Here is a 24973-nt window from a genome sequence, read left to right as displayed (position 1 = left end):
AACTGTGTTCGTGCACGGTAGAGATATCCCTCCGGCACGCCTGCGAGGTTAGCTGTCGGGTTCGGGCGGGAAGGCTTGCCCGGCCACCGATGGTGGCTTCACCCCGAGGTCCGGCCGGGTGCGCCGCTTGTGGGGCGTGCGGCGCGGCCGGGACCGGTTGGTGGGTCCCCCGTCCCTGCCCCCTGATGCCTTGTCAGCGTTCTGGTGCGTGATGGTCGCGTCGTCCAGCCCGGGGCAGGGCTCGGCGTGAGCCGGATCGGCGCGGCCGGCGAGCGGTTGCCGCCGGTGAATCTTTGGTACCCGACTTCGCTCATGATCGTCAGGTGCGATCCGGTTACTCAGCGTGTTTGGCATTCTGGGCGCTGTCCAATTTGTTACCTCCGGAAGACAAATGTCATCACCGGTTGCGTTCGGTCAGCTACACAGCGTCGAATCCGACCAGTGAACCAGAACACACAATTTCTGCGCGGGTAACCCGTTCGGAACCTCGAAACGTCGGGTCAGCGGCGCAAACGTGGTAATCCGAATGGGGTGGGGGGCCGGCAACGGCGCCGGGAGCCTTCCGGCAACTCGACGTAACCCCGGGGTCCGGTACCCTCGCTGGCGTGACGGACGGGAAGATGCCCCTGCGGGCCATAGTCGCGACCACCGCGTCGAAGACCGCGGCCGCGCTCTCCAGGGCCGCGGGACGCGGCGACGGATCGGTGATCGGCGGCTGGATCGGCCTCAAGATCGATCCGGACCTGCTGTCCCACCTCGCGTCCGGCCGCGCCGTCGCGCTGGTCTCCGGCACCAACGGCAAGACCACCACCACCCGGCTCACCGCGGCCGCGGTCGGCGTGCTCGGCCGGGTCGCCACCAACGGCTACGGCGCCAACATGCCCACCGGTCACACCTCCGCGCTGGCGAAAGAGGGGCACACCCCGTTCGCCGTGCTCGAGGTCGACGAGCACTACCTGGCCCAGGTGATCGACGCCACCCGGCCCAAGGTGGTGGCGCTGCTCAACCTCTCCCGCGACCAGCTCGACCGGGCGAAGGAGGTGGCGATGATGGCGCAGCTGTGGAAGACCGCGCTGGCCGGCCACCCCGAGATCCGGGTGGTGGCCAACGCGGACGACCCGATGGTGGTCTGGGCGGCCGCCGGCAGCCCGCAGACCACCTGGTTCAGCGCCGGCCAGCGCTGGCACGACGACTCGTTCGTCTGCCCGGAGAGCGGCCACCCGATCGAGCGGGCCAACGGCGACTGGTGGTGCACCGGCTGCCCGCTGCGCCGACCGGTCCCGCAGTGGGTGGTCGAGGAGGACGGGGTGATCGACCCGCGCGGCGACTGGCACCTGGTCAAGCTCCAGCTCCCCGGCAAGGTCAACCTGGGTAACGCGGCCACCGCCCTCGCGGTCGCCGGCGAGTTCGGGGTCCGCCCGATCGAGGCCCTCCCCCGGCTCTCCCGGGTGACCTCGATCGCCGGGCGCTACGCGCAGGTCGACCGGGACGGCCGCAACATCCGGCTGCTGCTCGCCAAGAACCCGGCGAGCTGGCTGGAGGCGTTCGACATGGCCGACCAGGCGCCGACGCTGCTCTCGATCAACGCGCGGGACCCGGACGGGCTGGACACCTCGTGGCTGTGGGACGTCGACTTCGCCCCGCTGCGCGACCGGCCCGTGCTGATCACCGGCGACCGGGCCTACGACCTGGCCGTCCGGCTCGAAGTGAACCGTGTGCCGTTCCAGCACGTACAAACCTTCGACCAGGCGCTCGCGGCGGTGCCGCCCGGCCGGCTCGAGGTGATCGCCAACTACACGGCGTTCCAGGACATCCGCGCGGTGCTCGACCGTGTCAACTAACACCGAGGTCACAGCATGAACGACAGCACCTTGCGGATCGTCTGGATCTACCCGGATCTGCTCTCCACCTACGGTGACCGGGGCAACCTGCTGATCCTGGCGCACCGGGCGGCCGCCCGCGGCATCCCGGTGGAGACCTACGAGGTCCGCTCCGACATGCAGATGCCGACCACCGCCGACATCTACCTGATCGGCGGCGGCGAGGACGGCCCGCAGTCGCTGGCCTCGCAGCGGCTGATCACCGACGGCGGGTTGCACCGCGCGGTCAACCAGGGCGCTGCGGTCCTGGCCATCTGCGCGGGTTACCAGCTGTTCGGTCATTCGTTCTTCGCCAAGGGGACGAAATGTGCCGGGCTCGGTCTGCTCGACATCACCTCGGACCGGGGTGAGAGCCGGGCCGTCGGCGAGCTGCGGGGCGACATCGACCCGCGGCTCGGGCTGCCCCCGCTGACCGGCTTCGAGAACCACGGCGGCCGCACCCACCTGGGCCAACACGCCGCACCGCTGGCCCGGGTCACCGGCGGCGTCGGCAACGACGGACACACCGAGGGCGCCTGGGCCGGCAAGATCATCGGGACGTATTCGCACGGGCCGGCGCTGGCTCGCAACCCAGCGATAGCCGATCTGCTACTGCGTTGGGCCACCGGCGCGGATAGGCTTGCGCCCCTTGACGACAGCTGGCCGGAGCGTCTGCGGGGCGAGCGGTTCGCCGCGACGACCCCGGCCTGACGGGTCCGGCCTGACGGGTCCGGGGAGGCGCGGTTCGCCGCTACCCCGGTCCGGCGGGGTTTGCGGTTCGCCGCAGTCCCGGCCCGACGGGGCTTGCGGTTCGCCGCAGTCCCGGCCCGACGGGGCTTGCGGTTCGCCGCAGTCCCGGCCCGACGGGGCTTGCGGTTCGCCGCAGTCCCGGCCCGACGGGGCTTGCGGTTCGCCGCAGTCCCGGCCCGACGGGGCTTGCGGTTCGCCGCAGTCCCGGCCCGACGGGGCTTGCGGTTCGCCGCAGTCCCGGCCCGACGGGGCTTGCGGTTCGCCGCGGCCCCGGCTTGACGACGACGACGAGCGCGGAATCGACTGCACGACCTTGTCCTGAACCGACGAGCCGTTGGGGCGGTAGACCTGCACATGACCGACAAACCTGAACGCCCCGTGGGCGCCCGCACCGGGGACTCTCAGGCCGAGCCGATCAGCCGGTCCGTCGCCACCCTCGAGCCGTCTGCCACGCCGGCCGCCCCATCCTCGGCCTCGGTCCTGTCCGCCGCCTCGGCACCGTCCGTCGCCCCGGCCTCCGAGCCCATCGCGGCGCAGGAGCCGGTCGCGGCGTCGGAGCCGGTCGCGGAGCCGGTCGCGATCAGCCGCAAGCGTCGGCTCATCCGGTTCGGCGTGCTCACCGCGCTGATCGGCGGGCTCGCGGTCGCCGCCGGCACGCTCCCGCTGCGCGACATCGGCGACGCCGTGGTCGCCCTCGGCCCGGGCGCCGCCGTCGCGGTCGCCGTACTCGGTGGTCTGCTCCTCTCGGTCCTGGTCCCGCGCACCGCGGTGACCGTCGCCTGCGGCGCCCTGCTCGGCGCCGCGACCGGCGCGATCGCCGCGCTGGCCGCCGCGGTGATCGCCGCGGTCGCCACCTACTACGCGGGCCGCTGGGCCGGCCGCGGCGTCCTGCAGGCCAAGGCCGGTGGCCGCCTGGCCCGCCTGGACGGCTGGCTCAACCGCCGCGGCCTGGCTGCCGTGCTCCTCGTCCGCTTCCTGCCGCTGGCCCCGTTCGGCCTGGTCGGCTACGCCTACGGCACCACCAGCGTCTGCCGCAAGCGCTACCTGCTGGGCACCACGATCGCCGCCATCCCGTCCACGGTCACCTACGCCGTGATCGGCGCCGCGGTGGCCGCCCCCGGCAAGATGAGCGCGATCACCATCGCCCCGGCGGTGATCGGCTTCCTGCTCTCCACCGCGATCGTCCTCCGCTGGCGCCAGACCTCCCGCCGCGCCGCCACGCCGGCCGCGGCCCCGGTTCCCGCCTGACCCGTCCGCTCTCCGCCCGGGCCACAGCCGCTTTCCGCGCTTTTCCGCCCGGGCACAGGCCGCTTCCCGCGCTTTTTCGCCCGGGCCACAGGCCGCTTTCCGTCCTGGCCCCTTCCGCTTTCCGTCCTGGCCCCTTCCGCTTTCCGCCCGGGCCACCTTCTTCCGCGCCGCGACCTCCGATCGGCCTGCTCCTCCGCGCAGGCCCCTTCTCGCGCCGCGGTCCCTGCAGGTCCGCTCCTCCGTGCCGGGCCGTTGTCCATGCCGCGACCCCGACCGGTCCGCTCCTCCGCGGCAGGCCCCTTCCCGGACCATGATCCCTGCGGGTCCGCTCCTCCGCGGCAGGTCCCTTCCCGGACCGTGATCCCTGCGGGTCCGCTCCTCGGTCCCGGGGCCGCTTTCCGGGGCAAGCGCTTTCCGGTACGGCCGCAGCGGTCCCGCACCGACCGCCCTCAGTCGGCCAGCACCCGCTCGGCGAAGGCCAACATGTCGGCCCGGCGGCGCAGCGGGTTCCGATAGCGGGCCGCTCCCCCACAGCGGAGCCGGAGCGCCTCACCGACGATCCGTTCCCACTCCCGGCCATAACGAGCCACCGCGAACTCCCCGGCCGCCGTCTTCGAGGTCACCTCGCCGGCCGCCAGCGTGTGCCGCAACCGGGCCACCCCGAGCACCGTCCAGGAGACCGCCCAGCCGGTGAACCCGACCGGACCGCCCCGCAGCCGCCGCACCCATGGCCGCCAGTAGGACGCCAGGTTCGCCCGGGTCAGCTCGGCCAGCGCCGGCCAGTCGGTGTAGATCTCCGGCCGCGCCGGCCCGCGCAGCGCCACCCCGCCCTGGGCCAGCACGTGCCAGGTGACCAGGTTCCGTTCGAAGTCGGAGGCGGCCAGCACCCGGCCCTCGTGGACGGCCGGCCCGGGCGGCAGCTTCGCCGGATCCCGCCGCAGGTCGTCCCAGCCCACGAAGATCCCGTCGAGACGCGGCCGGCGCGGCAACTCCCGGTGGATCCGGCCGATCAGCTCCGGCGCGGGCGGCCGCGAGGTGACCGCCACGAAGTCGACGTCACTGACCCCCGGCCGGTAGTCCCCGAGCGCCACCGAGCCCTGCAGGTAGAACCCCTCGACCAGCCCCGGAGCGAGGTCGTCGGCCCGGCGCAGGAAGCTCTCCGCGATCTCCATCCCGCGAACCGTATCGAGCGCCCTCAACAACAGCCGGTTATCCACAGGCCGGGTGCGGGATCTTGGTCTTTTCGACCAGACTGATTGATGGGCTGGCTCCCCCCTGGGAGGGCGGGGCTATGAGCGCGCACACCGCCGCGCGGAACAATCGGGCACGGAACAGCCAGGCCAGGAACAAGCGGCACGGACCCAGCCAAGCCGCGGAACAGTCAGACGCAGAACGAGCGGCACGGGACCGGCCAGGCCGCAGAACCAGCCAAACGCAGAACGAGCGGCACCCGGACCAGCCAGGCGCAGAACGAAGCGGCACGGCACCAGCCAGGCTGCGGAACCAGCCAGGCGCAGAACGAGCGGCACGGGACCAGCCAGGCACAGAAGAACGCGCATGGACCACGCCAGGCACAGAGCCAGCCGCGGAGCCGGTAGGGCGGGTGCTTCGTCCGTACCGGAAGCGGGTTTTGATCGTGCGGGCGACAAGAAGCGGGCCGACCCCGCGGGTGGCGGGATCGGCCCGGGTGCTGCCGGTGGGTCAGACGACGACGCTGACCAGGCGGCCCTTGACGACGATGACCTTCTTCGGGTCCTTGCCGGCCAGGGCCTCGGTGACGGCGGCCAGGGCCTGCGCGCGGACCTCCTCCTCCGGGGTGTCCGGGGCGACCTCGACGCGGCCGCGGACCTTGCCGTTGACCTGGACCGGGTAGGTGATCGAGTCGGCCACCAGCTGGGCCGGGTCGGCCTGCGGGAAGTCGGCGTAGGCCAGCGTGCCGGTGTGGCCCAGCTTGCTCCACAGCTCCTCGGCCAGGTGCGGGGCGAACGGGGACAGCATCAGCACCAGCGGCTCGACGGCCTCGCGGGAGACCGTGGGCAGCGGGGTCAGCGTGTTGGTCAGCTCGATCAGCTTGGCGATCGCGGTGTTGAACCGCAGCTCGCCCATGTCCTCGCGGACCCCGGCGATGACCTTGTGCAGGACCTTGCGGGACTTGGCGTCCAGCGGCTCGTCGGCGACCCGGACCGCGCCGGTCTCCTCGTCGATCACCAGACGCCAGACTCGCTGCAGGAAGCGCTGCGACCCGATCACCGCCCGGGTCTCCCAGGGGCGGGAGACGTCCAGCGGGCCCATCGCCATCTCGTAGACCCGGAACGTGTCGGCGCCGTACTGCTCGCACATCTCGTCCGGGGTGACCACGTTCTTCAGCGACTTGCCCATCTTGCCGTACTCGCGGTTGACCTGCTGGTCGCCGTAGTACCACTTGCCGTCGCGCTCGACGACCTCCTCGGCCGGGACGATCACGCCGCGGCTGTCGCGGAACGCGTACGCCTGGATGTAGCCCTGGTTGAACAGCTTGCGGAACGGCTCGAAGGACGAGACGTGGCCCAGGTCGAACAGGACCTTGTGCCAGAAGCGGGCGTACAGCAGGTGCAGCACGGCGTGCTCGACGCCGCCGACGTACAGGTCGACGCCGCCCGGGTCGGTCGCCGAGCGCGGGCCCATCCAGTACGCCTCGTTGGCCGGGTCGACCAGCGCCTTGTCGTTGTGCGGGTCCAGGTAGCGCAGCTCGTACCAGCAGGAGCCGGCCCACTGCGGCATGGTGTTGGTCTCCCGGGTGTAGGTCTTCGGCCCGTCACCCAGGTCCAGCTCGACCTGCACCCAGTCCTTCTTGCGGGACAGCGGGGTCTCCGGCTCGGTGTCCGCGTCGTCCGGGTCGAAGGTGCGCGGCGAGAAGTCGTCCACGTCCGGCAGCTCGACCGGCAGCATCGACTCAGGCAGCGCCACCGGCAGGCCGGTCTCGTCGTAGACGATCGGGAACGGCTCGCCCCAGTACCGCTGGCGGCTGAACAGCCAGTCGCGCAGCCGGTAGGTGGTGGCCCCGGCGCCCTTGTCGTTCTCCTCCAGCCAGGCGATCATGGCGGCCTTGGCGTCGTCCTTGGTCATCCCGTTCAGGAATTCGGAGTTGATCACCTCGCCGTCGCCGACGTAGGCGCCCTCGAACCCGTCGGGGGTGACGATCGTGCGGACCACCGGCAGCTCGAACACCGTGGCGAACTCGAAGTCGCGCTCGTCGTGCCCGGGCACCGCCATGATCGCGCCGGTGCCGTAACCGGCCAGCACGTAGTCGGCGATGAAGACCGGGATGCTCGCCCCGTTGACCGGGTTGGTGGCGTACGCCCCGGTGAAGACGCCGGTCTTCACCTTGCCCTCGGCGGTGCGCTCCTCCTCGGTCCTGGCCGCGGCGGTCGCCTGGTAGGCGGCGACGGCCTCGGCCGGGGTGGCGGCCCCGCCGGTCCACACCTCGTGGGTGCCCTCCGGCCAGGCGGCCGGGACGATCGAGGCGACCAGCTCGTGCTCCGGGGCCAGGACCATGTAGGTGGCGCCGAACAGGGTGTCCGGGCGGGTGGTGAAGACCCGGATGTGGTCGTTGCCGACCGGGAAGTCGACGTGCGCGCCCCGGCTGCGGCCGATCCAGTTGCGCTGCATCAGCTTGACCGGCTCCGGCCAGTCCAGCGCGTCCAGGTCGTCGACCAGGCGGTCACCGTACGCGGTGATCCGCATCATCCACTGCTTCAGGCTGCGCTGGAAGACCGGGAAGTTGCCGCGCTCGGAGCGACCGTCCGGGGTGACCTCCTCGTTGGCCAGCACGGTGCCCAGGCCGGGGCACCAGTTGACCGGGGCCTCGGAGACGTAGGCCAGCCGGTGGCCGTCGATCAGCTTGCGCCGCTCGGCCGGCGACATGTCCTTCCACGGGGTGCCCGGGGCCGGGCGGGTGCCGGTCTCGAACTCGGTGATCAGCTCACTGATCGGCCGGGCCTTGTGCAGCTCGGTGTCGTACCAGGAGTTGAAGACCTGCAGGAAGATCCACTGGGTCCAGCGGTAGTACTCCGGGTCGGTGGTGGAGAACGAGCGGCGGTCGTCGTACGCCAGGCCCAGCCGGCGCAGCTGCTGCCGGTACCGCTCGACGTTGGCCGCGGTGGTCACCGCGGGGTGGGTGCCGGTCTGCACCGCGTACTGCTCGGCGGGCAGGCCGAACGCGTCGAAGCCCATCGGGTGCAGCACGTTGAAGCCGGCCATCCGCTGGTAGCGGGTGTAGCAGTCGGTGCCGATGTAGCCCAGCGGGTGCCCGACGTGCAGGCCGGCGCCGGACGGGTACGGGAACATGTCCTGCACGTGCAGCTTGGGCGCGCCGGCCCGCGGGTGGTCCGGGTCGGCCAGCTCGCCGACCGGGTTGGGCGCGTGGAACGTCCCGTTCTCCGCCCAGTACTGCTGCCAGCGCAGCTCCATCTCGCCGGCCAGCGCGGCGGTGTAACGGAACGGGTTCTCGGTCTCGCTCATCTTCACCATCTCGTCTACGTCAGTGGGCTGGTGGGGTTCGCGCTCCGGAGGGCATAAAAAAGCCCCTCACGCAGGAGGGGGCGCCGCACTGTACCGACTGGTCGGATAACGCTGTCGGTTCAGCGCGGCCGGCTAAGGAGCAGAACAGACCGAGCCATGCGCGCCATGATACCCGCCCGCCGTCACGCACGGCGACCGGTATGCCGCCGGGCGCGGAACGGGTCTGAAATCCGATCACCGTCGGTGAATGGACCATGTTTGCTCCGTTTTCTCAAAAGCCCTCGCGTTCCGGCCTTTCGGAGGGATGTACGTCCGGGGATAACCTGTCAGGACGGGCGGCGAGCGCCGGAGGCCCACGGACCGCTGGGCGCCCGCAACCTTGGGGTGTCCTGACGGTGGGTGACCCACCCTCGGGGTACGTACTACTGGGAGGAAGCCCGTGACAACGCCGACCTGGGGCGAGCCGACAGGACCGCTGACCAGCGCCGAGTTCCGCGCCGCGACGCAAGCCATCATGGCCAACATCGAGCAGGTCATCGAGGGCAAGAGCGCGACGGTGCGGCTGGCCCTCGCGGTCCTGCTCGCCGAGGGGCACCTGCTGATCGAGGATGTGCCGGGCGTCGGCAAGACCAAACTCGCCAAGGCCCTGGCCCGCTCGATCGACTGCTCGGTGCGCCGGATCCAGTTCACCCCGGACCTGCTGCCCAGCGACGTCACCGGGGTCAGCGTCTACAACCAGGAGACCCGGGACTTCGAGTTCAAGCCGGGTGCCGTGTTCGCCAACCTGGTGGTCGGCGACGAGATCAACCGGGCCTCGCCGAAGACCCAGTCCGCCCTGCTGGAGTGCATGGAGGAGCGGCAGGTCACGGTCGACGGCACGACCTACGAGCTGCAGGCTCCGTTCATGGTGGTGGCCACGCAGAACCCGATCGAGATGGAGGGCACCTACCCGCTGCCGGAGGCGCAGCGGGACCGGTTCACCGCCCGGATCGCGATGGGGTACCCGGACCCGCGGGCCGAGCTGGCCATGCTGGGCCTGCACGGCGACCACGACCCGCTGAACGACATCCGCGCGGTGGCCGACGCCGCGCTGGTCCGCCGGCTGATCGAGACGGCCCGCGCGGTGCACGCCGCCGACGCCGTCCAGCAGTACGCGATCGCCCTGGTCACCGCCACCCGGGAGGCCCCGGAGATCCGCCTCGGCGCGTCCCCGCGGTCCACCCTGCAGCTGCTGCGCACCGCCAAGGCGGTGGCCGCGCTGGAGGGCCGGGACTACGTGCTCCCCGACGACCTGCAGGCGCTCGCCGTGCCGGTGCTCGCCCACCGGCTGATCCCGACGCCGGACGCGCAGCTCAACCGCCGGACCACGGACACCATCGTGTCGGAGATCGTGCACCGGCTGCCGATCCCGCAGGCGAACCGGAACCCGTACGACACCCGGGACGGCCGCGCGCCGTACGAGTCCCGGGGGCGTTGATCATGCGGGAGGCGCTGCGGGGTCTCACCACGCGCGGCCGCTCGTTCCTGGCCGCGGCGATCGCGGCCGGGATCTCCGCGCTCATCCTCGGCGAGCGCGACCTGCTCCGGGTCGCCGTGCTGCTGGCCGCGCTGCCACTGCTGGCCGCCGCCTACGTCGGCCGCAGCCGGTACAAACTGGCCTGCACCCGCTCGCTGGAGCCGGGCCGGGCGCCGGTCGGCTCCAGCGCGCGGGTCATCCTGCGCCTGCAGAACCTCTCCCGCCTGCCCACCGGCACCATGCTGCTGGAGGACCGCCTGCCCTATGCCTTGGGCAGCCGGCCCCGGGTGGTGCTGGAGCGGCTCGGCGCGCACCAGGCGAGCTCGGTGGCCTACACCGTGCGCGCCGACGTGCGTGGCCGCTACCCGATCGGTCCGCTGGTGGTCCGGCTGACCGACCCGTTCGGCCTGTGCGAGCTGACCCGCTCGTTCCCCAGCGTCGACCAGCTCACCGTGATCCCGCAGGTCACGCCGCTCCCCCGGGTGCGGCTGGCCGGGGAGTACGCGGGCACCGGGGACAGCCGGGCCCGCTCGGTGGCGGTGCACGGCGAGGACGACGCCGCCACCCGGGAGTACCGGCGCGGCGACGACCTGCGCCGGGTGCACTGGCGGTCCACCGCCCGCACCGGTGAGCTGATGGTCCGCCGCGAGGAGCAGCCCTGGGACAGCCGGGCGACCGTGGTGCTGGACACCCGGGCGCACGCGCACCGCGGCGAGGGCCCGACGGCGAGCTTCGAGTGGGCCGTCGCGGCGGCCGCCAGCATCGCGGTGCACCTGCGCGAGGCGGGCTACAAGGTGCGCCTGGTGACCGGGACCGGGGTGGACATCGACGCGGCCGAGGCCGGCGGCGAGGGCCTGATCCTGGACGCCCTGGCGGACGTCAAGCTGGCCTCGGCCGGCGACGTGTCCGGGCTGGTCGAGCAGGTCCGCCGGCGGTCCGACGGCGGCCTGGTGATCGGCCTGTTCGGCACCCTGACCACGGCCGAGGCGCACCTGCTCACCGGGCTGCGCGGCAACGGCGCGACCTGTGTCGGGTTCGCCATCGACAGCGCCACCTGGATCCCGATGACGGCGGGCGACCGGCAGGAGTCGGACCGGGAGCACGCCGCCGCGTCGCTCGCGCTGGTGCGCAGCGGCTGGCGCTCGGTGCCGGTGACGCACGGCGAGACGTTGCCCGGGCTGTGGCCCACGGTGGGCCGCGGATCGCAGGGCTTCGCCTATCGGGCGGCGATGGCCGAGACGGTGGGCGGGGTGATCCGATGACCGGCCGTCGTCGTCTCGGGCTGGTCGCGGCCGGCGCCACCCTGCTGGCCTCCGCGCCGCTGTCGGCGATCTTCGACTCGTGGACCTGGCTGCTCCAGGTGATGCTGGTGGTGATCATGGTGGCCGGGGCGGCGGTGCTCGCCCGCACCCTGCGGCTGCCGAGCTGGGCCCAGGCGCTGGCCATGGTGGTCGGTCTGGCTGTCACGCTGACCTGGATCTTCCCGAGCGGGCACGAGATGCTGGTGCCGCTGCCGGCGACCTTCGCCCACTTCGCCGATCTGGTCCAGCAGGCCGGGCAGGACACCCGGCAGTACGCCGTGCCGGTCCCGGACCGGGACGGGCTGCTGTTCGTCGCGGCGGCCGGCATCGGCGCGGTGGCCATCGTGGTCGACCTGCTCACCGCGGTGTTCCGGCGGCCGGCCCTGGCCGGCCTGCCGATGCTGGCGATCTACTCCATCCCGGTCGCGGTCTACCTGGACAGCGTGCCGGTCACCCCGTTCATCGTGGGCGCCTGCGGCTACCTCTGGCTGCTGGTCGCCGACAACGTGGACCGGGTCCGCCGGTTCGGCCGCCGGTTCACCGGCGACGGCCGGGACGTGGACGTCTGGGAGCCGTCCCCGCTGGCCGCGGCCGGCCGGCGGCTCGGCCTGGTCGGCGTGGTGGTGGCGGTGCTGCTGCCGCTGGTCGTGCCGACCGTCACCGGCGGCCTGCTGTCCCAGCTGACCCAGAGCGGCAACGGGGTCGGCGGCGGGATCGGCAAGGGCGGCGGCGGGCGGATCAACCTGTACGCGTCGCTCAGCGGCCAGTTGAACCGGACCGACACGGTCACCCTGCTACGCGTCCGGACCACCGAGAAGGAGCCGTTCTACCTGCGCTTCGGCGTCGCCGACCAGCTCACCGAGGACGGCACCGGCAACCAGCCGCCGAACGGCAGCAACCTGGACCGGGGCAGCCTGCCGAACCCGAGCGTGGGGTCCTCGATCCCGTTCCAGCAGTACCACGCGGACATCGAGATCACCGACGCGCTGAAGCAGACCATGGCGCCGGTCTACGCCAACCCGGTCAGCATCGGCGGCCTCTCCGGCAGCTGGGCGTTCGACCCGAACCAGCAGGTGCTCTACTCGAACCGGGTCACCACCAGCAAGCAGAAGTACTCGATCGACTACCTGCGGCCGGAGTTCACCCCGGCCCAGCTGCGTCAGGCCGAGCCGCTGGCGAGCAACAGCAATCTCCGGCAGTTCACCGAGGTGCCGGAGAACGCCTACGTCAACCTCAAGGTCCGGCAGCTGACCAGGGGCAAGGCCACCGAGTACGACAAGGTGCGGGCGATCTACGACTCGTTCTCCAAGAAGAACGGGTTCTCGTACAGCGTGAGCGCCCAGTCGACGCCGAACATGTCGGCCATCGAGTCGTTCCTGCGCAACAAGCAGGGCTACTGCCAGCAGTACGCGACCGCGATGGCGTGGATGGTGCGGGCAGCCGGGATCCCGGCCCGGGTGGCGTTCGGCTTCACCCGGGGCACCAAGGACAACGACTCGTACGTGATCACCAACCGGAACGCGCACGCCTGGACCGAGGTCTACCTGCAGGGCTTCGGGTGGATCCCGTTCGACGCGACGCCGGCCGCCGGGGTGACCGGCGCGGCCCGCTCGGACTACGCGCCGGACACCGACCGGACCACCGCGCCGGTCCCGACCGCGACCGGCTCGGCCGCGCCGGGCCCCAGCTCGTCGGCGGCGCCGGGCAAGGCGGAGCGGCCGGAGACCGGCAACGACGGCAACAACGGCGATCTGGCCGGCGTGGTCAGCACCGACCAGGACAACTGGACCGGGCTGCTGATCGCGATCGGGGTCTTCACGCTGCTCGCGCTGCTGCTGGTCCCGGCCCTGCGCCGGGTGCTGCTGCGCCGCCAGCGGAACAACGCGACGGCCGGCCCGCCGCCCGCGGTGGCGACCGCGGCGGGCGAGCCGGGCACCGCCGGGGCGGTCACCGACATCGTGGTGACCGGCGATGCGGTGCGGGCCCGGGCGGACGCGCACGCGGCCTGGGACGAGCTGGTCGACACGATGGTCGACTTCCAGATCGCGGTCGACCCGACCGAGACGCCGCGGGTGACCGCGCAACGCCTGGTCAAAGAGGGTGTGCTCGGGGCGGAGCCGGCCGCCGCGGCGGAGCTGCTCGGCACCGCCGAGGAGCGGGCGAGGTACGCGCGGCAGCCGATGCAGGGCGCCGAGCTGACCTCCGCGCTGCGGCAGGTACGGGCCGGGCTGTCGCACTCGGCGACGGCGCGGGTGCGGCTGCGGGCGGCGCTGCTGCCGCCGTCGATCATCCTGGGGTGGCGGCTGGCGATGTCCGAGGCCGGCACCCGGACGATGGAGGTGGCGAGCCGGGCGCGCGACGCGATGGTCCGGTTCACCCCGCGGCGGCTGCTGAGGCGCGCCCGCTGAGCGACCGGGACCGTTCGACCAGACGGTGAAGGCCCCCTCCTCGGGTGAGGAGGGGGCCTTCGTCGTCGAGAGCGCGAGCGAGCCGGCGTCCTCAGCTCCGCTCGTCACGGATGGCGCCGATGGCCGCGCCGCGGAAGGCGGGCCGGCGCGACAGGGAGGACGGCCACGGGGCCGTAGCCCGGCCGAGCTGGACGACGCGACGCGGACGGCAGGCGCGGTGCGCGACGGGGCCGGTGATGCCGCGCGACGCGGGCGGCGGTGCTCACCGCGTACCGGAAAGCCTGCCGCACAGAGGAATGGCGACGGCGGCCGATGGCCGCCGTCGATCGATGCCGGCCGGGGCCGTCAGCGATGTCCCTCCGGGCGCTGCTTCCAGCGGTCCTCCAGGCGGTCGAGCAACCCACCGTTACCCCGGCGGCCGGAACGCGTGCGCCGGGACGCGGTGCCACCGACCGACCTGAGGTCGGGGGCCTGCCCGCGCTTGCGCGACTGCATCGCGAAGGCAGCCGAGCCCAGCATCACGACGAAGCCGGCGACGCCGAGCAGGGTATTGCTCGCGACCGTCCCGTACACGACTAGGGCCAGACCAAGCACGATCACGAACGCGGCGATGATGAGCCGGCGCCGTGCATGGAAACGCGGGTCGCTGGCCCGCACAGCCGAGGCGAATTTGGGGTCCTCGGCAAGCGACCGCTCGATCTGATCGAACAGCCGCTGCTCGTGCTCCGAGAGCGGCACGGCTTTCCTCCCCGGGCGCAAGTCCGGCCCGCGTGGGGCCGGGGCAGCCGTCGGCTGCCTTACCACGCAAGTCTACGAGGGGGTTGGCGGGTCGGAAAGCGGGACGACGGCCGAGTGCGGGTGATTTTCCGTGCCGGGAAGATCGATTCGTCCGAAACGCCCGGCTCACCAGCCCCGTTACGGCAGGTAGACGGTCGGCGACATCGAGTGATACGGATGCCCTCGGTCAGCGGACGATCAGCAGGGGCACGGTCATCTCGGCGGCGGTGGCCGATCCGTGGTACGCGATCAATTGCCCGGCTTTGACCGGTTCCCACCCGGAGGCCACCGCGACCGTGCGGCCCCAGCAGAGCACCACGACGTCCCCGATCCGCTCGGCGTGCCCGGCCGGCACCGGCCCGAACCAGCCCGCCCCGATCGCCTCGTCCCGGGTCAGCACCGAGGCCGAGTCGCCGAACACCCCGCGCCAGGTGGCCAGCACGTCGTCCAGCGCCCCGTCCTCGACGTGCAGATAGCGCACCCGGGGCTCGCCGGCCACCCCGGCCACGCCGTCGCTCAGCTCCGGCGTCGTGGACAGGTCGCGGCGCCCCTCCAGCGGCACGTTCAGCTGACCGTGGTCGGCGACCACCAGCAGCGCGGACCGCGGCGGCAGGCGGTGCACCACCCGGTCGAGCAGCTTGTCCACCCCGCGGGCGGCCTCCCGCCAGCTCGCCGAGCCGACGCCGTCCTCGTGGCCGAAGTGGTCGAGGTCCGGGTGGTAGCCGTAGACCAGCGCCGGGCCGTCCGCCTCGCGCAGCGCGGCCAGCATCCCGTCGGCGACCGCCATGCCGTCCGCGGCGCCCCGGTAGGCCCCGCCCCGGTTCGCCGCGAGCGAGAGCCCGCTGCCCTCGAACTGCGGCTTGCTGACCACGGTGACCCGCACCCCGGCCGCGGCCGCGAGCTCCATCCGGGTCGGCACCGGCTGCCACTGCCGCGGGTCCGGGTCGTCGCCCCAGAGGATGTGGGTGAGCGGCCGGCCGTCCGGGCGGCGGACGGTGAACCCGAGCACGCCGTGCGCCCCGGGCGCCACCCCGGCGCCCAGGGTGACCAGGCTGACCGGGGTGGTCGACGGGAAGCCGGCGGTCAGCGTGCCGGCGTGCCCACGGCCACCGGCGGCCAGGTCGGCGAGGACCGGCGCGTGCGGCGCGGCCAGCGGCAACTGGTAGGCGCCGAGCCCGTCGACGAGCAGCACGGCGACCTTGTCGACCCCGTCCAGCCGGGCGCCCAGGCCCAGCACGTCGGCCGCGCCCGGCACCCCGAGCACCGCACTCACGCTGGGCAGCAGGTCGGCCAGGCTGCCGGTGCCGTAGGCCGGGCGGACCAGCCGCAGCGCGTCCGGGTGCAGCCCGTCGTCGGGCACCCCGGTCATGGCCGGCGGGCGAACAGGTGCAGCTGGGAGGCGATGTCCCGGAACGGTGGCTGGGCGCTCAGCGCCAGCTCCAGGTCCAGCACCGCCTGCGGGTCCTCCTCGACCACCGCGGCCGGCAGCAGGTCGGCGACGACCCGCACCCCGTGCGTCTCCTCGACCTCCAGGCCGGCGCCCCGCAGCAGCGCGGCGGCGGTCTCCGCGTCGTAGCGCCGGCGCAGCGTGTCGCGCGGGCCGGATCGGCCGTCCGGATCGGTGACCAGGGCGGACGCGGCCTGCAGGTGGCCGTTGACGGCGCGGCCCAGGATCGCCGCGGCGCGGCTGGCGACCAGCAGGCTGAGCGCGCCGCCGGGACGCAGCGCGCCGGCGATCGCGGTGACCGTCGCGGCCGGGTCGTCGACCACCTCGAGCACGGCGTGGCACAGGATGAGGTCGGCGCTGGCCGGCTCGACCAGCCCGGCGAGCGCGTCGCCGTCGCCCTGCACGGCGCGCACCCGGCCGGCCACGCCGGCGTCGGCGGCGCGGCGGGTCAGGGCGGCGAGCGCGTCCGGGCTCGCGTCGATCACGGTGACCGTGTGCCCGGCCTCGGCCAGCGGCACGGCGAACCCGCCGGTGCCCCCGCCGACGTCCAGGACGGTCAGCTCACGGCCGGCGTGCCGGTCCAGCTCCCGGCGCAGGACGGCCCAGACCGCGGCGGTGCGGGCGGTGACGAGCGGCCGGCCGGTTCGTGCGAGTGCGGTGTCCACCAGGGCAGCCTAGTCGCCCGGACAAGCTCAGAAATCGAACAGGACACCGGTGGCGCGGTTCATCTCACAACTGTTGCCGTAGGTGTGCGTCCACGTCACCGAGCGTCCCCGCCAGGTGCCGGCCAGCCGCGCGGTGATCGGCTTGTAGAGCAGGAAGCAGTAGCGGTCCGCCGGCTTGATCCGGGCCGGGTCCGCGCCGGCCCGGGTGAGCTGGGCGCAGGCCTGGGCCGGCTTCGGGTGGCCGCCGCCGGCCGGGTCACAGGTGAGCTTGACCGCGGTGGCGTAACCGGCGCCGGCCGCGTAGGTCAGCACGAGACGCGAGCCGGTGTCGGCTTTCACCGGCACGGCGGTCGCCAGGACCGCGGCGAGACCGGCAGAGATCTGGAACAGCATGGCGCACTCCCCGTTGGTTCCTGGTAGCGCACCCTATGCCAGTCGACACCAAAAATCCGGTTTTTGTACGAAATAAGCGCGTCACCGGAAATCCCGCGATGCCGGCGTCACCGGCGGCGTGAGCGCCTCCAGCCGATCCGCCACCAGGTTCAGCACCCCCTCGACCTTCTCCAGCTTCCCCCGCACCAGCAGCGCCGAGCTGCTCCGCGCCACCCGCCGGTAGCGCAGCCACAGCCCGGGCGAGCAGGTCACGTTCAGCATCCCGGTCTCGTCCTCGAGGTTCACGAAGGTCACCCCGCCCGCGGTGGCCGGCCGCTGCCGGTGCGTCACGATCCCGCCGACCCGGACCCGGCTGCCCGCCGCCACCTCCGCCAGCTCGGTGATCCGCAGCGCCCCGGCCCCGGTCAGCTGCTCCCGGAGGAACCGCGCCGGGTGCGTCTCCGGCGACAGCCCGGTCGCCCAGACGTCCGCGACCAGCTCGTCCACCTCGCTCATCCCGGGCAGCATCGGCGCCTCGGTGCCGGTCACCGTGCCGGGCAGCCGATCCGGCTTGTCCTGGGCGGCCGCGCCGGCCGCCCACAGCGCCTCCCGCCGGGAGAGACCGAAACTCGCGAACGCGTCGGCGGTGGCGAGCGCCTCCAGGTGCCCGGTCGAGCATCCGGTCCGCCGGGCCAGATCGGTCATCGACCGGTACGGCCCGTGCGCCCGGCGCTCCGCCTCGATCCGCTCGGCCAGCTCCGTGCCGATCGTCCGGATGGCCCGCAGCCCCTGCCGGACCGCCGGGCCGCCGAGCCCCCAGGCGTGCGGCGGCTCGCCCGGCTCGGACTTGCGCCGGCTGGCCGGCGTGGTCTCCAGGGTGGCCATCGCGTCGCTGCGGTTGATGTCCGGGCGGCGCACCTCGACGCCGTGCCGGCGGGCGTCGTCGACCAGGGTCTGCGGCGAGTAGAAGCCCATCGGCTGGGCGTTCAGCAGCGCCGCGCAGAACGCCGCCGGGTGGTACCGCTTCAGCCAGGCGCTCGCGTAGACCAGGTAGGCGAAACTCATCGCGTGGCTCTCCGGGAAGCCGTAGCTGGCGAACGCGGAGAGCTTGTGGAACAGGTCGTCGGCCAGCTCGCCGGTGATCCCGTTGCCGGCCATCCCGTCGTAGAGGCGGCGCCGGATCCGCTCCATCTTCTCCACCGAGCGTTTCGAGCCCATCGCCCGGCGCAGCTGATCCGCCTCGGACGGGTCGAATCCGGCCACGTCGATCGCCAGCTGCATCAGCTGCTCCTGGAAGAGCGGCACCCCGAGCGTCTTGGCCAGCGCGTTCTCCATCAGCGGGTGCGGCACGTCCGGCTTCTCCAGCTTGTTCTTGCGCCGGATGTACGGGTGCACCGACCCGCCCTGGATCGGCCCCGGCCGGATCAGCGCCACCTCGATCACCAGGTCGTAGAAGCAGTCGGGCTTGAGCCGGGGCAGCGTCGCCATCTGGGCCCGGCTCTCCACCTGGAACACCCCGACCGAGTCGGCCCGGCAGAGCATCGCGTAGACCTCGGGGTCGTCGAGCGGCATCGTGCCGATGTCCAGCTCGTCGGAGATCATGTCGTAGGCGTAGTGCAGCGCGGACAGCATGCCGAGCCCGAGCAGGTCGAACTTGACCAGGTCGACGGCGGCGCAGTCGTCCTTGTCCCACTGCAGGACGGTGCGGCCCGGCATCCGGCCCCACTCCACCGGGCAGACCTCGATGATCGGGCGGTCGCAGATCACCATGCCGCCGGAGTGGATGCCCAGGTGGCGGGGGAAGTTCTGGACCGCGTTGGCGAACTCCACGACCTGCTTCGGCATCTCGCTGTCGGCGGTCGCCACGTCGCCCCAGCGGTCGATCTGCTTGCTCCAGGCGTCCTGCTGACCGGCCGAGAAGCCGAACGCGCGGGCCATGTCCCGGACCGCCGACCGGGGGCGGTAGGAGATCACGTTGGCGACCTGGGCGGTGTGCTCCCGGCCGTACTTCGTGTAGACGTGCTGGATGACCTCCTCGCGGCGGTCCGACTCGATGTCCACGTCGATGTCCGGCGGGCCGTCCCGTTCCGGGGCCAGGAAGCGCTCGAAGAGCAGGTTGTACCGGACCGCGTCGACGTTGGTGATCCACAGGGCGTAGCAGACCGCCGAGTTGGCCGCCGAGCCCCGGCCCTGGCAGTAGATGCGGTTCTCCCGGCAGAACTGGACGATGTCGTAGACGACCAGGAAGTACCCGGGGAAGCCCAGCTCCTCGATCATCCGCAGTTCGTACTCGAGCTGCTGGTAGGCCTTCGGGTGGTGCTCGCCGTACCGTTCCCGCGCGCCCCGCATGGTCAGCTCGCGCAGCCAGCTCATCTCGGTGTGGCCGGCCGGGACGTCGTAGTCGGGCAGCTTGGGGGCGACCAGGTCGAGGTCGAAGGCGAGATCGCCGCCGTAGATCGCGGCGTTCTCCACCGCGCCCGGGTAGTCGGCGAACCGGCGCGCCATCTCGGCGCCGCTGCGCAGGTGGGCGGTGCCGGCCGCGGGCAGCCAGCCGTCCATCTCGTCCAGGCTGCGCCGGGCCCGGACCGCGGCGAGCGCGGTGGCCAGCCGGCGCCGGGACGGGGTGGCGTAATGCACGTTGCCGGTCGCCACCACCTCCAGCCCGCGCTGCCGGGCCAGCAGGAACAGGGCGTCGTTGTAGTCCGCGTCGTACGGGTCGCCGTGATCGGTCAGCTCGACCGCCACGTTCGGCGCGCCGAACAGGTCGACCAGGCGGTCCAGCTCGGCGCCGGCGGCGGCGTGCCCGCCGGTGGCCAGGGCCCGCGGAACCGTGCCCTTGCGGCAGCCGGTCAGCACCAGGACGTGGTCCTTCAGCGTCTCGGCGACCCGCTCCAGGCTGTCGTACTCCGGTTTGCCCTTCTCCCCGCCGGCCAGCTGGGCCTCGGAGATCACCCGGGCCAGCCGGGCGTAGCCCTCGTGCCCGTGCGCCAGGGCCAGCAGGTGGGTGCCCTCCGGGTCCGGCTCGCCGTTCTGCGGGCGGGTCAGGCCCAGCGACAGCTCGGCGCCGAAGATGGTGGGCAGGCCCAGCTCGCGGGCCGCCTGGGAGAACCGGACCACGCCGTAGAAGCCGTCGTGGTCGGTGACCGCCAGACCGGTCAGGCCGAGCCGGGCGGCCTCCTCGGCCAGCTCCTCCGGGTGGCTGGCGCCGTCCAGGAAGCTGAAGTTGGTGTGGCAGTGCAGCTCCGCGTAGTCGACCGTGGACTCGGCGCGGACCAGGGCCGGGGCCCGGTAGGGCTCGCGCTTGCGGGTCCAGGCCGGCGAGTCGCCGCCGTCCGCCTCCGCCGCGATCGGGTCGACGACCTGCGCGGGCCCGGGATCCGACCAGAGATCGCGGCCGGTCCCGGACAGCACCCGTTCCATCTCGGCCCACGGCCGCTCCGGATTGTGGAAACTCATCGGCCCGCCCGGTCGGTCACCGATCGCCATCGTCGAAACTCATCGACGCCCGCCCGGTCAGTCATAGATCGCCTCCACCGTCCACCGGCCGGCGGCCAGCGCGAGCAGCAACGCCCGGCCGTCGGCCAGGCTCATCTGGAACCGGGCCCGCCGGCGCGCCTCCTCCGGCGCCCACCAGCGCTCGTCGACCGGCCACGGTCCGGTCCAGCCGGTGATCGGCAGCGGGGCGGAGCGGTCGACGGTCAGGGTGGTGGGCACGCCGGTGAGCTCCAGGCGGGCGGACACGCCGACCGGCAGGCCGGTCTCGTCGTGCACGACCGCCGGGAGCGGCTCCGGCAGCACCATCGCGGGCGACGGCCGGGGCAGGCGGCCCGGCCAGGGCGGCAGCGGCGGCCCCTTGCGGCGGTCCGCGGATCTTTTCGGTACGCCCGCGAGCACCGCCCCGGGCAGCTTCCCTTCCCGCGTCACACCTCCTCGCGCCTCGCCTCCCAGCGCCTCGCCTGTCAGCAGCCCACCTCCTCGCGCTTCAACTCCCAGCGCCTCGCCTGTCAGCAGGCCACTTCCTCGCGCCTCGCCTTCTCCCGGCTCGCCTCGCCGCAGCCCGTTTCCTTGCGCCTCGCCGGTGATCACGCGGAACGGGGCCGGGGTGACCGGCACCGGGAACTGCCGGGCGGGCATCCCGGGCAGCTCCGGAGCGACGGCGCGGTCCAGGACCGGGACGGTGCGCAGGTCCGGGATGGGGTCGGCGTGCCCGGTGGCCGGGCGGGCCGGGGAGCGCTCGTCCCCCCACGGCACCAGGCGGATCTGGTCGTCCCCGGACCGGCCACCGCCGATCACCGGGGTCACCACCGCCTCCGGCCCGAGCAGGCCCTGCACCCGGCTGAACGCCCGGTGCGCGCGGTCCCGCTCGGCGCCCGCGTCACCCCACAGGCCGGGCTGCAGGCCGGCGTGCGCCAGGATGCCGTCCGGGATCAGGCTCAGCCGGACCAGGCCGGCGGTCGGCCGGGCCGGCGCGTTCCGGCGTGCCCCGGTCAGCCAGCCGTCCAGCTGCCAGCGCACCCGCTCGGCGATCGCGGCCGCGGTGAGCAGCCCGTCGTGCCGCCACACCCGGTGCAGCTCCTGGCCGTCCGCGGTGACCGCCTCGACACCGAGCCGGGTGCAGGCCAGCCCGTGTCCGGCGAGCCGCTCGTGCAGCCGCTCGGCCAGCACCCGCCCGGCGAACGCCGCGGTGTCCACCCGGGCCAGCGGTTCGTCGTAGGTCTCCTGGACGGCCAGGTCCGGCGGCGGCTGCCGGACCGCGAGCGGCCGATGGTCCCCGCCGCGGGCCAGCCGGTGCGCCAGCGCCCCGTCGAACCCGAACCGGGTCAGCACGTCCCCGGCCGGCAGCGCGGCGAACTCCCCCAGCGTCTTCGCCCCGAGCCGGCGCAGCAGGTCGGTCAGCTCCGGCCGGTCGAGCGCCTCGACCGGCACGCCGGCCAGGAACCCCGGCGTCTCCCCGGGCGCCACGATCCGCCCGCTGCGCGCGGCGATCCCGGCCGCGAACACCCCGTCCGCGATCCCCGCCTGGCTCTCCACCGCACAGCTCTGCGCGACGTGCTCGACGATCCGCTCGGCGGCCGCCTCCTCGCCCCCGTAGTACCGCGACGGCCCCCGCGCCGCCAGCGCACACGCCCCCGGCCGGATCACCTCGACCCCGGCCGCGACCTCCTCGACTGCCGCCACCACCGGCTCGAACGCCCGCGCGTCCCGCCCCGGGTCGTGCTCCACCACGATCAGTTGCGGACATCGTCCCTGCGCGTCCCGCCGCCGCAGCCCGCGCCGCACGGTCTCCCGCCGCGCCGCCTCGGAACAGGCCAGCACCCGGTTACCGGCGAACACCGCGACCGGCTCGGCGGCCGGCACGCCGAGCACGATCTCCGCCGCCACCACCGGCCAGTCCGGGCACCACAGCATCAGCGTCCGCGCCCCGTCCACCACCTAGCCTCCCCCCGACGTCCCGGCGGCCGCTTCCCGCCGTTTCCCCCCACCGGCACCCCCACTCCGGCGCCGCCCCGCAGCCCCGCCCCGCCCAGCCCCCGCCGAACCACCAACCCGCCCTACTCCCCCGGCGTCACCGCCCTGCCGCACTCCCCCGGGATCGCCGCCCTGCCGCACTCCCCCGACATCACCGCCCTGCCGCACTCCCTCGCCATCGCCAGCCCACCCCGCGATCCCGGCTCCACCGGCCCGCGCCACCACCCCGGCCCCACCACGCCCCGAATCCCCCATCGCCGCACCCTCCGGCGCTGAGACAACGAGGACCGGCCGACCGCCCGAAGACTCGGGCAGCACCTGAACCGGCCGACCGCCGGAGGACTCCGGGCGGGGCTGGATCGTCCGGGCGTCCGGGCTGGGCCGAGGGGTGATGACGCCGTCGGCCGGCACGCTTCCCGGGCGGATGGTCAGGCCGGGCATCCAGAGGGTCAGTTCCCGGGGGCGGGCGGCGGCGCCGCGCCCGTTGGCGACCACGGTGACCTCGCGGCGGCGCAGCCGGCCGCGGCCGTTCCCGAGGCCCTCCCACTGGCCCCGGCTGACCTGCAACGTCACGTCCGCGCCGGACCAGGCGCCGAACGGCATCAGCACGCTCCCCCGCTGCCGGGCCCGGGCGGCCAGCCGGCTCGCGATCGACGCGGACACCGGCCCGGGCACCGCCGTGACCACCACGTCCACACCGTCGATCAGGGCGGCCACCACGGTCGGCCAGTCCGGTCCCGGGTCGGGCACCAGCGCCAGCCGTTCCAGCACGATCCCGGTCTCCGCCGCGGCCAGCGCCCCGAGCGCCGGCAACCCGACGACCGCGCACCACGACCCGGCCCGGGAGGCGGCCGCGAGCAGGGCCAGCATCAGTGAGGTCCCGCCACCGGCCCGAGCAGCCCGGCCACCGGCCACCGCCACCGTGCTTCCCCGCCGCAGCCCGCCACCGGGCAGCAGGTTGCCCAGCTCGGCCGCCACCGGCAGCATCCGGTGCGCCCCAGCCTCATCCGCCCCGCTCGCCGGCCGTACCAGTTCCGCGAGGGCAGCCGTCCCGCTGATCATGCGCCCTGCCATCGTGCCCCGCTCTGTTCCCCGTGTGTTCCTCCGCGGCGACACCCCTCCGCCCGATCCGCGCGCCCCACCACGCCCCGGCCGAAGCCACCCGGCACACGCCCACCCATTCCCAAGACGCATGCCGCCGGTGAAAACCCGTCCTCCCGTCCAGCCCACCCAAGCTGATCCAGCCCGCACCCGCCCGGAACCCAAGCCCGCACCGCACCGAAGTCACCGCCCTGGCCTTCGCCCCCATCCGGCTCGACACCAGGCCGGCGCCTCCAGCAAGATCCCCGCCCGCCGACCGCACCGGCGTGGGAGAAGCGCAGGAAGCCGGACCGGGGAAGCGACCACCCGGGTCGTCGCCGGCAGCCCGCTCATCCCGGCCGTCGTGCGCCGGACCCGGTCCGCGGGAGACACGGCGTTGTGGAGGCCAGGTCCTCGGCCACCACCCCGCGGCGCCGGACCCGCCCCCGATGCGTCCCGGAATCCGCGCTGGTCAGGCCGCCAGTGGCGGCTGATAGGACATCCCGAGGGACGACTCCGCCACCGTGACGAACTGCTCGGCCGCGCGCAGCAGGTCGTCTGCCTCGCGGGCGCTCACCACGTGCGGGATGCCGGCCTCGGCCGCCGCTCGCTTGCCGGCGCCGAGCGCGAAATAGCCGGCCCAGTCGCCGAACTCCGGCGCGACCATCACCAGCAGCGACCAGACACTGGTCGCGCGGGTACGCCGCCCGGGTGCGGCCGGGCGAGCCCGGGCGGCGAGCAGAGCGGCGGCGGCCCGCAGGGCGGCCAGATGAGCCGCCGCATAGCGCAGGCCGTCGGGAGTGGTGTGCGCCGCCTCGGCCAGCCCCTGCCGGGCGATCGCCAGCAGCTGAGCGGGAGTCCGATGGGGCAGCATGTGCGCCGGCACCGTGGGCGCCTCCGCCCGGGCACCCGCCCCGGCAGCCTGCGCCGCACGCGCGGCCAGACCGGCCACCTGCCCCGCGCCGCCCGGCACGGATGCCGGTGCGTCATCGGCGGAGCCGGACGGCTGGGCCGGCACACGGCTGACGGCGCCAGGCACAGAAGTCGGTGGGTGGGCAGCGGAGCCGGACGGCTGCGCCGGCACGCGACCGGCGGCGCCGGGTGGGAAAGTCCTCGTATGAGCGGCCGAGCTGGACGCCTGCGCCGGCACACGGGCGGCCGCGCCGGGCACGGGTGTCGCCGCAGGGGCGCCGGGCGTGTGCGCCGGGCCGGGAGCCGGCATCAGGCCGGGGGCCGTGGTGCTCGCCATGCTCGTTTCTCCTCGCCTGTTCCGCATCCGACGTACTGGCCGAACCGGACCGCTGCGGAGGAAGTCGCAACGGGCCACACCTGAGCCGCCCCGCTCGCCCCGGCGCCGCTGTCACCTCCGTGACGGGGCCCGGACGACCGGAACGGCCGACAAGGCCGGGTGCCGGGGCCCCACGGGCAGTAGGAGCCCCGGCGTGCAGACCGGCCGGATGTGAAGCTTCCCCACACCACACCCGGCCGGACACTGCCGGCGGGTCCGCCGCTCACCACCGGGGGTCGGGGGCAGTGAGCGGCGGCCTGCCTTGTCACGAGGCCCGAACCCGCGAATGCCCG

General features: G+C 73.7%; 15 protein-coding genes, 1 pseudogene and 1 riboswitch. Of the genes and pseudogenes, 6 read left to right on the top strand and 10 right to left on the bottom strand.

Annotated features, from left to right (window positions below; genetic code table 11):
- Positions 1-22: 22 nt before the first annotated feature.
- Positions 23-154, bottom strand: a riboswitch (cyclic di-AMP (ydaO/yuaA leader).
- A gap of 466 nt (positions 155-620) precedes the next feature.
- From BJY16_RS16480 to BJY16_RS16470, 3 genes are all read left to right on the top strand, one after another.
- On the top strand, positions 621-1841 hold the full coding sequence (locus BJY16_RS16480; RefSeq protein WP_185046484.1) for a Mur ligase family protein: 1221 nt from the start codon (positions 621-623) through the stop codon (positions 1839-1841).
- 15 nt (positions 1842-1856) lie between these two features.
- Entirely contained in the window at positions 1857-2570 is a 714-nt protein-coding gene (locus BJY16_RS16475) for a type 1 glutamine amidotransferase (protein ID WP_185040304.1), read from the top strand.
- 393 nt (positions 2571-2963) lie between these two features.
- Complete coding sequence (locus BJY16_RS16470; protein WP_239176545.1) at positions 2964-3857, top strand: TVP38/TMEM64 family protein; 894 nt, start codon at positions 2964-2966, stop codon at positions 3855-3857.
- A gap of 449 nt (positions 3858-4306) precedes the next feature.
- Here the strand turns inward: BJY16_RS16470 and BJY16_RS16465 are convergent, their stop codons facing one another.
- Positions 4307-5029, bottom strand: a complete 723-nt coding sequence (locus tag BJY16_RS16465; RefSeq protein ID WP_185040303.1) for a nucleotidyltransferase domain-containing protein — start codon at positions 5027-5029, stop codon at positions 4307-4309.
- Positions 5030-5558: 529 nt separating this feature from the next.
- A complete protein-coding gene (leuS, locus tag BJY16_RS16460) occupies positions 5559-8366 on the bottom strand; it encodes a leucine--tRNA ligase (protein WP_185040302.1) in 2808 nt (935 codons plus the stop codon).
- Positions 8367-8796: 430 nt separating this feature from the next.
- On the opposite strand from leuS, the gene BJY16_RS16455 reads away from it, so the two are divergent.
- From BJY16_RS16455 to BJY16_RS16445, 3 genes are read left to right on the top strand one after another with little or no spacing between them, the layout of a single operon-like run.
- Positions 8797-9834, top strand: coding sequence for an AAA family ATPase (locus BJY16_RS16455; RefSeq protein ID WP_185040301.1), 1038 nt, complete (start codon positions 8797-8799; stop codon positions 9832-9834).
- 2 nt (positions 9835-9836) lie between these two features.
- A complete protein-coding gene (locus tag BJY16_RS16450; RefSeq protein ID WP_185040300.1) occupies positions 9837-11135 on the top strand; it encodes a DUF58 domain-containing protein in 1299 nt (432 codons plus the stop codon).
- Positions 11132-13582: a transglutaminase TgpA family protein gene (locus BJY16_RS16445; protein ID WP_185040299.1), complete on the top strand. Its 2451-nt coding sequence runs from the start codon at positions 11132-11134 to the stop codon at positions 13580-13582. The genes BJY16_RS16450 and BJY16_RS16445 overlap by 4 nt, the downstream gene beginning before the upstream one ends.
- A 345-nt stretch (positions 13583-13927) precedes the next feature.
- Here BJY16_RS16445 and BJY16_RS16440 read toward each other — a convergent pair whose 3' ends face one another.
- The 8 genes and pseudogenes from BJY16_RS16440 to BJY16_RS16405 all read right to left on the bottom strand — a co-directional run bounded on the left by BJY16_RS16440 (position 13928) and on the right by BJY16_RS16405 (position 24266).
- Positions 13928-14320 carry an SCO2097 family morphological protein gene (locus BJY16_RS16440; protein WP_185040298.1) on the bottom strand — a complete coding sequence of 131 codons (393 nt, stop codon included), beginning with the start codon at positions 14318-14320 and terminating at the stop codon, positions 13928-13930.
- Between the two features lie 226 nt (positions 14321-14546).
- A complete protein-coding gene (locus BJY16_RS16435; protein ID WP_185040297.1) occupies positions 14547-15728 on the bottom strand; it encodes an alkaline phosphatase family protein in 1182 nt (393 codons plus the stop codon).
- Positions 15725-16471: a methyltransferase domain-containing protein gene (locus BJY16_RS16430; protein WP_185040296.1), complete on the bottom strand. Its 747-nt coding sequence runs from the start codon at positions 16469-16471 to the stop codon at positions 15725-15727. The genes BJY16_RS16435 and BJY16_RS16430 overlap by 4 nt, the downstream gene beginning before the upstream one ends.
- A 27-nt stretch (positions 16472-16498) precedes the next feature.
- On the bottom strand, positions 16499-16864 hold the full coding sequence (locus BJY16_RS16425) for an SSI family serine proteinase inhibitor (protein WP_185040295.1): 366 nt from the start codon (positions 16862-16864) through the stop codon (positions 16499-16501).
- Positions 16865-16945: 81 nt separating this feature from the next.
- On the bottom strand, positions 16946-20299 hold the full coding sequence (locus BJY16_RS16420) for an error-prone DNA polymerase (protein ID WP_185046482.1): 3354 nt from the start codon (positions 20297-20299) through the stop codon (positions 16946-16948).
- A 57-nt stretch (positions 20300-20356) separates the two neighbouring features.
- Entirely contained in the window at positions 20357-22273 is a 1917-nt protein-coding gene (locus BJY16_RS16415; protein ID WP_185046481.1) for a DNA polymerase Y family protein, read from the bottom strand.
- A gap of 471 nt (positions 22274-22744) precedes the next feature.
- A pseudogene (imuA', locus tag BJY16_RS16410) lies at positions 22745-23386 on the bottom strand (DnaE2-dependent mutagenesis accessory factor ImuA'); the annotation flags it as partial.
- Positions 23387-23864: 478 nt separating this feature from the next.
- Positions 23865-24266 carry an SAV_6107 family HEPN domain-containing protein gene (locus tag BJY16_RS16405; RefSeq protein WP_185040294.1) on the bottom strand — a complete coding sequence of 134 codons (402 nt, stop codon included), beginning with the start codon at positions 24264-24266 and terminating at the stop codon, positions 23865-23867.
- Positions 24267-24973 lie beyond the last annotated feature (707 nt).

Origin of the sequence: Actinoplanes octamycinicus (genome assembly GCF_014205225.1) — a bacterium.
Taxonomy (GTDB): domain Bacteria; phylum Actinomycetota; class Actinomycetes; order Mycobacteriales; family Micromonosporaceae; genus Actinoplanes; species Actinoplanes octamycinicus.
The sequence above is the reverse complement of the archived record's forward strand: the minus strand, read 5'-3'. Positions and strand labels throughout refer to the sequence as shown.

Bases quoted from the DNA above. Each gene is read 5' to 3' on its own strand.
- BJY16_RS16425 (WP_185040295.1), bottom strand. From the start codon at position 16,864: ATGCTGTTCCAGATCTCTGCCGGTCTCGCCGCGGTCCTGGCGACCGCC.
- BJY16_RS16470 (WP_239176545.1), top strand. From the start codon at position 2,964: ATGACCGACAAACCTGAACGCCCCGTGGGCGCCCGCACCGGGGACTCT.
- BJY16_RS16420 (WP_185046482.1), bottom strand. From the start codon at position 20,299: ATGAGTTTCCACAATCCGGAGCGGCCGTGGGCCGAGATGGAACGGGTG.
- BJY16_RS16480 (WP_185046484.1), top strand. From the start codon at position 621: ATGCCCCTGCGGGCCATAGTCGCGACCACCGCGTCGAAGACCGCGGCC.
- leuS (WP_185040302.1), bottom strand. From the start codon at position 8,366: ATGGTGAAGATGAGCGAGACCGAGAACCCGTTCCGTTACACCGCCGCG.
- BJY16_RS16445 (WP_185040299.1), top strand. From the start codon at position 11,132: ATGACCGGCCGTCGTCGTCTCGGGCTGGTCGCGGCCGGCGCCACCCTG.
- BJY16_RS16405 (WP_185040294.1), bottom strand. From the start codon at position 24,266: ATGCTGCCCCATCGGACTCCCGCTCAGCTGCTGGCGATCGCCCGGCAG.
- BJY16_RS16475 (WP_185040304.1), top strand. From the start codon at position 1,857: ATGAACGACAGCACCTTGCGGATCGTCTGGATCTACCCGGATCTGCTC.
- BJY16_RS16435 (WP_185040297.1), bottom strand. From the start codon at position 15,728: ATGACCGGGGTGCCCGACGACGGGCTGCACCCGGACGCGCTGCGGCTG.
- BJY16_RS16450 (WP_185040300.1), top strand. From the start codon at position 9,837: ATGCGGGAGGCGCTGCGGGGTCTCACCACGCGCGGCCGCTCGTTCCTG.
- BJY16_RS16465 (WP_185040303.1), bottom strand. From the start codon at position 5,029: ATGGAGATCGCGGAGAGCTTCCTGCGCCGGGCCGACGACCTCGCTCCG.